This window comes from Rhodosalinus sp. (assembly GCF_046542825.1).
Classification (GTDB): Bacteria; Pseudomonadota; Alphaproteobacteria; order Rhodobacterales; family Rhodobacteraceae; genus Rhodosalinus.
In genome coordinates this window covers 1-6972 of the sequence record NZ_JBKHAQ010000134.1, presented here as the reverse complement: position 1 = coordinate 6972, position 6972 = coordinate 1, and the positions used below count along the sequence as shown (strand labels likewise).

Annotated in this window: 5 protein-coding genes and 1 pseudogene; 2 read left to right on the top strand and 4 right to left on the bottom strand. The window is 71.7% G+C overall.

All coding sequences use genetic code 11. The features are described from left to right. From ACLFOB_RS13515 to ACLFOB_RS13500, 4 genes and pseudogenes are all read right to left on the bottom strand, one after another. Positions 1–280: pseudogene (locus tag ACLFOB_RS13515) on the bottom strand (FkbM family methyltransferase); the annotation flags it as partial. A gap of 1 nt (position 281) precedes the next feature. Continuing rightward, entirely contained in the window at positions 282–2582 is a 2301-nt protein-coding gene (locus tag ACLFOB_RS13510) for a glycosyltransferase family 2 protein (protein WP_410926418.1), read from the bottom strand. Beyond that, positions 2582–3205 (bottom strand): hypothetical protein, encoded by a 624-nt coding sequence (locus ACLFOB_RS13505; protein ID WP_410926417.1) that lies wholly within the window; start codon positions 3203–3205, stop codon positions 2582–2584. Before ACLFOB_RS13505 ends, ACLFOB_RS13510 begins: the two co-directional genes overlap by 1 nt. Continuing rightward, a complete protein-coding gene (locus ACLFOB_RS13500; RefSeq protein WP_410926419.1) occupies positions 3202–4236 on the bottom strand; it encodes a glycosyltransferase family 2 protein in 1035 nt (344 codons plus the stop codon). Before ACLFOB_RS13500 ends, ACLFOB_RS13505 begins: the two co-directional genes overlap by 4 nt. 197 nt (positions 4237–4433) lie before the next feature. Between ACLFOB_RS13500 and ACLFOB_RS13495 the strand changes: the two genes are divergently transcribed. Further along, positions 4434–5342: an AAA family ATPase gene (locus tag ACLFOB_RS13495; protein WP_410926416.1), complete on the top strand. Its 909-nt coding sequence runs from the start codon at positions 4434–4436 to the stop codon at positions 5340–5342. A gap of 106 nt (positions 5343–5448) precedes the next feature. Continuing rightward, complete coding sequence (locus tag ACLFOB_RS13490) at positions 5449–6714, top strand: vWA domain-containing protein (protein ID WP_410926415.1); 1266 nt, start codon at positions 5449–5451, stop codon at positions 6712–6714. Positions 6715–6972: the final 258 nt, after the last annotated feature.

The window sequence follows — 6972 nt, the reverse complement described above, 5'->3', positions numbered from 1 at the left end:
CGATGAACGGGATCAGCGCCGGGTTCGCCTCGAAACTGGTGACATGCGCGGCCGCCGTGCGCGTGGCGATCAGCGCGGACATGTAGCCGATGCCGGCGCCCAGTTCCAGCACGCGGTCGCCGGGGCGGACCACGCGCAGCACCGCGTCGCTTTCCTTCTTCTCGTAGGCGTCGCTGCGCAGGTTGCGGCGGGTCCGCCCGGTGACGAAGCGCGGATCCTTCGGGATGCGCAGCCCGCGCGAGCGCAGATAGCCGCGGTCCTCCTCTCCCGTGCCGTCCATCTCAGCTCTCCATGTCCAGCGCCAGCGCCCAGGCCACGCGCTCCGCCCCCGTCAGCCGGGTTTCGAGCGCCTGCGCGTAGAGCGCGGCGAATTCCGGGTTTGCGCGCAGCTCCGCCGCCTTCGCCCGGTGCCAGGCAAGGCCCGCTGCGTGCAGACGCCGAAGCTCTGGGTCGGCCAGCAGCCGGTCGTATTCCGCGCGCAGCCGGGGCAGGTTGCGCTGGATCGTGACGTCCTTCGCGTCGCTCCAGTCCATGCGGATCCAGTAGTTGAGCCCGATGGACCGGTCGACATGCAGCGCGCGGCCCCGCTGCCGCTTGATCAGGAAGCTTTCGGCAGAGCGCAGCGCGTAGTGGTTCAGTTGCAGCAGATCGTAGCCGATGGACTTCTGCGAACTGCGCCAGCCGTTCTTCGCAACCTCCGCGGTGATGTCCGCGCCCGATCCGTTGACCCAGCGCACGCGCCCCTCGTGCTCGGGCGACAGCTTGTTGGGGCGGTGACAGCTCAGTTTCGCATAGGCGCCGATGTTGCGGAACATCGTCTTGAAGCCCCAGACCGTGTGCGGCTTGGGGCAGAAGCGGGGCGCGCAGGCGGTGAACTGCTCGGTGACGAAGCGATCCTCCAGCCGTTCCACCCCGCCGTGCCCGAAGAGCCGCCAGGTCATCGCGACATTGGTCGCCCCGGGCACGCGGGCGAGGAAATCGTCGAGCGTGCCGTTGCCGCAGCGCACGTTCACGAATTCGTCCACGTCGATGTGCAGCAGCCATTCGGCATCGCGCACGATCGCTTCCTCCAGCGCGCGGTCGAGCGCGTGCTGCTGGGGCGAGGCGCCGGTCCAGTCGTCATTCGCGCGGTGCTGTGCGATCCCCAGCGCCTGAAGCCGGGAGAGGATCGCGTCGGTGCCGTCCTCGCAGCCGTTGGTGTAGATCAGGAAACCGTCGACCCCGATGGCGCGGTGATAGGCGATCCATTCGAGGATGTAGGGCGCCTCGTTCTTCATGCAGCCGACGATCACGCGCCCGGTGCTGCCCGGCGGCAGGCTGCGGGGCGGCGCGGGCGCGAAGGGCGCGGCCAGCTCCTCCTCGTTGACCCGGCCCAGGCGGTTGTGCGGGGCGAAGGGGCCGTTCGCGAGGCGCGCGAGATTGGCGCGCGCCAGCGGCGGCAGATGCGTGGCCTGCGGCACCGGCGCGGGGGCTTCGGTCTGCCGCGCCTCCTGCGTGGCGCGGTCGATGCGCGGGCGGAAGGCCAGCAGATACTGGCTGGCGCGAAAGCCCCGTTGCGGGTCGGCCTCGGCCCAGGGCGCGGCCTCGGCCGGCGGGGCGATGGCCTCTGCATCCAGGCCATGCGCGTCTGCAAGCCGCGCCATGTCTTCCGCGAAGCGGTGCGAGATCGCGGAAAGGCTGCCGGGGTCGATGGGCGGGCCGGCGATCTCGACCTCGCCCAGCATCCGCCGCCAGAGCGGGCGGGGGAGGGTCGCCTGCTTCCGCTCGATGTAGCGCAGGAAGACGGTATTGAGCGCGCGTGCGCGGGCGAGCCAGGCGGCCGAAGGCTCCGCCGGCCGCGCCTCCGCCTCGGCCTTGCCGGGCGGGGCCTCGAGTCCGAAGGTCGCCGCGATCTCCTGCGTTGCCATACGGTCCGACAGCGCCGCCGCGTCCACCGTCCGCAGCCGCACCGCGCCCGAGCCGAAGACCGCCTCCCACTCCGCGACGAAGCGGGCAAGGTCCAGCCAGTGCGGCGGCCCCTGCACCTCTGCGAAGATGGCCCGCTCCGGGTCCGGGGCCGGCTGCGCCGCAAGCGCGGCGTCCCACCAGCTGTCGCCCTCCAGCGCCAGGTCGCGCGACAAGGGCACCGCGCGCCCGTCGAGGACCTGCGCCGCGTAGGCCCGCGCCAGCATGTGCGCGGGCGCCTCGATGTGCGCGACCACCTCGATCCTCGCGCCAAGGGGCGCCAGCATCCCGCGCAGCCGCTCCAGCTCCGACCGGCGCGCAAGCCGCTGGCCCAGCTGCGGGGCAGAAAGCGCCACCACCTCCGGCCGCGCCTCCGCCACCTCGCGCGCGAGCCCCGCGGCGAGGTCCGCTTGCAACCGGTCCTGCGCCTCCGGCGCCGCGAAGCCGCGGCTGGCGCGCAGCAGGTCCACGCGATCCGCGTCGCTCACCGCCATGAAAAGCCGGGTGTGATTGCCTGTTCCCGGCGTGCGGGGCAGCAGCAGGCCACGCTTCGCCAGCCCCTGCCGCTTCTGCGCCATGATCCGGCGCAGCCGCTCGACCGCCCAGGTGTCGAGGCCCACATGCAGCACGAGTCGCATCAGCCCGCCGCCTCCCGCCGGGCATTGGCGCGGCCCCACCAGCCGATCTCCAGCCCCAGATGCGACGACAGCCGCGCCGCCGCGTCGGGCGCGCCCACGTCGAGCTCCAGATAGGCCTCCGAGCCGGCGAAGATCCGCGCCAGAAAGGCGTAATGCGCGTCGATCCAGCGCGCGCGCTCACCCTCTTCGCGCCCGTAGCCCCTTGGTAACCCGGGGATCGCGTAGGCGGGCAGCCGGTCGATCATGTTCGACCAGCCCGCCATCGAGGCGCAGATGTCCGCCGTGGGCCGCCGGGTGGCCACGAAGCGCAGGCCGGGGTGCAGCGTGCGCAGCGCCTCGATCAGCCCGAAATCCGTCTGCGGCCAGAAGTTCACGCCCTGCCGCATCACGCTGGTTTCCGAGATCGCGTCGAACCCCCCGAACAGCGCCAGCGGATCGCCCGAGCCGAAATAGCCACGATACATCAGGTCGCCCACGAAGAGCCCGTGCAGGCCGCGGTCCGTCGTCTGGCGCGGCCGGATGCGGTGATCGGCCACCACAAGCCCCGCCTCGGTCAGCGCCTTGTTGAAGGTCGTGGTGCCCGACTTCGGCAGGCCAAGGTTGACGACGCGCACCCGGCTCATACCTCTTCCAGTCCCAGCTCGTCGATCAGCGCCGCCTCGGCGGCGCAGATCGCGGGTGCGGCGCGCAGCCGGTCGCACAGGTCCCGATACTCCGGCCGCCCCAGCAATTCCGCCGCACGCGCCCGATGCCGCGCGACGGCTTCATCATGCAGCGCGCTCACGCCCGGGAGCGCCTTCAGCGCCGCCATCTCGCGCTCCAGCGCAGGCAGGTGACGCAGGATGCTCGTCTCCTCCCAGCCGCCATCGTTGCGCTCGCGCCAATAGGCGTCGTCGAAGGCGCGGTGTTCGCGGTTCACGTCGCCGCGGTCGTTCTTGACGAGGTAGCTTTCCAGCGAGCGCAGCGCGTAATGGTTGAGCGTGGCCAGATCGCGGGCGCCCCGCGCCGGGAACTTGCGGATGCGCCGCGAATTGGCGGCGACGAGAAAGCGGTGCTGCACGGGGCGGCCGGAGCCGTCAGTCCAGCGCGGCCGCGCCTCCGCCGGCAGCCCCTTGCGCAGAAAGGGCCGGTGCGCGCCGTAGTATTGCAGCGGAAAATCCCGCCGCACCAGCGTCTTGACCTCGATCGCCGTCTCGCCGCACCAGATGTCCGGATTGTGGGTGCGGGTGAACTGGGCGATGACGGGGCGGTCCTCGAACCGCTCCGTGCCGCCGTTGGCGAAGAACTGGAAGGTGACGGAAATCGCCTGCGGATCGCCGCAGGCCGCGATCAGCGCGGGGATCGTGCCGTCGCCCGCATGGATGTTGAGAAACTCGTCCACGTCGGCAATCCAGACCCAGTCCGCCGCCTGCACCACCGGATCCTGCGCCGCGGCCTTCAGCGCCTCCATCTGGTAGTTGCGCCCCTCTGCCGGGTTCGGCAGGTGGCGGACCACGCCATGCGCCGCCAGCCGGTCCAGCAGCGCATCGGTGCCGTCGGTGCAGTCGTTGGAGTAGATCAGGAAATCGGTGACCCCGATCAGCCGGTTCCACGCGATCCATTCGATCAGGAACGGCCCCTCGTTCTTGACGCAGGTCACCGCGGCCACGCGCAACGCGTGGCCCGCCGCCTCGCCCCCTGTCCGATCCGCCGCCACTGCCCGTGCCGCCCCGCTGCCTGCGCGCCCACCCTGGCGGGCAATCTGGTCCGAATCATGGCGAAGCCCCGGCGCCGGGTCAACGCGCGGCCACAAGGCGCGCCTTGACCCGCCGCCCGCCCCATGCCCTTCTTTGGCGCAGGAGAGGAGAGCGCATGTCCGCACCGGGTTCGATCGACGATGTGCAGGCGATGCTGGGCGCGCAGGGCTATGTCTGCGGCCGGGCGCTGGCCACCGTGACCTTCCTGTCGCTGCGGCTGGGCCGGCCGCTTTTCCTCGAGGGCGAGGCCGGCGTCGGCAAGACGGAAATCGCCAAGGCGCTGGCCGCCGCCCTGGGCCGCCGGCTGATCCGGCTGCAGTGCTACGAGGGGCTGGATGCCGCCTCGGCCGTCTGCGAATGGAACTTTCCCGCGCAGATGGTCGCGATCCGCACCGCCGAAGTGGTGGAGGGCACCGACCGCGAGGCGCTGACCGACGAACTCTTCTCCGAGCGTTTCCTGATCCGCCGCCCCCTGCTCGAGGCGATGTCGCCGCAGGACGGCGGTCCGCCCGTGCTGCTGATCGACGAGCTTGACCGCACCGACGCCCCCTTCGAGGCCTTCCTGCTCGAGGCGCTGTCGGACTTCCAGGTGACGATCCCCGAGATCGGCACCATCCGCGCGCCCGCACCGCCCATCGTCATCCTGACCTCCAACCGCACGCGCGAGGTGCACGACGCGCTCAAGCGCCGCTGCCTCTACCACTGGGTCGACTATCCGGACTTCGACCGCGAGATGGCGATTCTCCGGGCGCGCGTGCCCGAGGCCTCGGAGGCGCTCTCGCGCGAGGTGGTGGCCTTCGTCCAGCGCCTGCGCACGGAGGACCTCTTCAAGAAGCCGGGCGTCGCGGAAACCATCGACTGGGCGAAATGCCTGCTCGCGCTCGACATGGTCGAGCTTTCCCCGCAGGTGATCGCCGACACGCTGGGCGCGATCCTCAAGTACCAGGACGACATCGCCCGCCTGCAGGGCTCCGAAGCCGCGCGCCTGCTCGAAGAGGCCCGCGCGGAGATGGCCCCGGCATGAGCGCCGCCCCGGTCCTTCCTCTTGCCGGAAATACCCCGGGGGAGTCCGCCGCAGGCGGACGGGGGCAGCGCCCCCCTGCCGATCGCGCTGCCTGCGCCTGAGCCCGATGCCCGAACATCGCCCCCTCGACCTGCCCGAAAACCCCCGGCTTGTGCCCAACCTCGTCCATTTCGCACGCGCGCTGCGCAAGGCGGGCCTGCGGACGGGCACCGGGCGCGTGGCCGACGCGGTGCGCGCGGTCGAGGCCGCGGGCTTCACGGAGCGGGCGGATTTCTACCATGTGCTCGAGGCCTGCTTCGTCTCGCGCGCCGAAGAGCGGCGGGTCTTCGCGCAGGTCTTCCGACTGTTCTGGCGCGATCCGCGGTTCATGGAACACATGATGGCGATGATGCTCCCCGCGGTGCGCGGCGTGGCCGAGGACCGCACAGCCCAGGCGGCGGAAAAGCGCGCGGCCGAGGCGCTGCTCGACGGCGCCCGGATGCCCGAACGCGCGCGCCCGCCGGAGGAAGAGGGCGAGGAGAGCGAGATCGAGGTCGACGCCGCGTTCACCATGTCACGGGAGGAACGCCTGCGGACCCTGGATTTCGAGCAGATGAGCACCGAGGAGGTCGCCGCGGCCAGGCGCATGCTGGCCCGGCTGGCGTTTCCCGTGCGGCCCTTCCCCTCGCGCCGGGCCGAAGCCGCGCCGGCGGGGCGGCGCATCGACCGCCGCCGGTCGCTGCGCGCCGCGATGCGCACCGGGGGCGAGATGCAGGCCCTGCACCATGTCCGGCCGCGCCCGCGCTGGCCGGCGCTGGTCGCGCTCTGCGACATCTCGGGCTCGATGAGCCAATACAGCCGGATCCTGCTGCATTTCCTGCACGCGGTGTCGAACCGGAAGGGCGCGGGCTGGGCCGATGTGCATGCCTTCACCTTCGGCACCCGGCTGACCAACGTCACCCGCCACCTGCGCAGCCGCGACGTGGACGCGGCACTCGCCGCCGCGGGGGCCGAGGCGCAGGACTGGGAGGGCGGCACGCGGATCGGCGACTGCCTGCACGCCTTCAACCGCGACTGGTCGCGGCGCGTGATGGGGCAGGGGGCGGTGGTGCTGCTGATCACCGACGGGCTCGACCGGGGCGATCCCGACCGCCTCTCGAGCGAGATGGAGCGGCTGCACCTGACCGCCCGGCGGCTCGTGTGGATCAACCCGCTTCTGCGGTTCGGAGAGTTCGCGCCGCGCGCCACCGGCATCCGGGCGATGCTGCCACATGTCGACAGCTTCCGTGCCGGGCACTCGATCGAGACGATCGAGGCGCTGGCAGAGGCGATCTCGCGCCCGGACGACGTGGGCGAGAAGGCGCGCCTGATGGGGGCGCTGCGCGCAGGGTGATCGGACTCCAGGCGTCGGAAGGCCCCTCGCCTCCTGACGCAGTTGACGGCGCCGCGACCGCTCCCCGATCTTCACTCCGGCCGCCTCTGACGAAACATGTCACGCCCTGCAGCGTTGGTTCGCCGTCGAGATCAGCAAGGAGCGCGCCATGTCCCGCCCTGCACACCGCCCTGCGACCGCGATGGCCCTCGTCCTCGGCCTCTTCGCGCCGATGCCGGTCGTGGCGCAACAGTCGCTGCCCGCCTGCGGGCCCGGCAG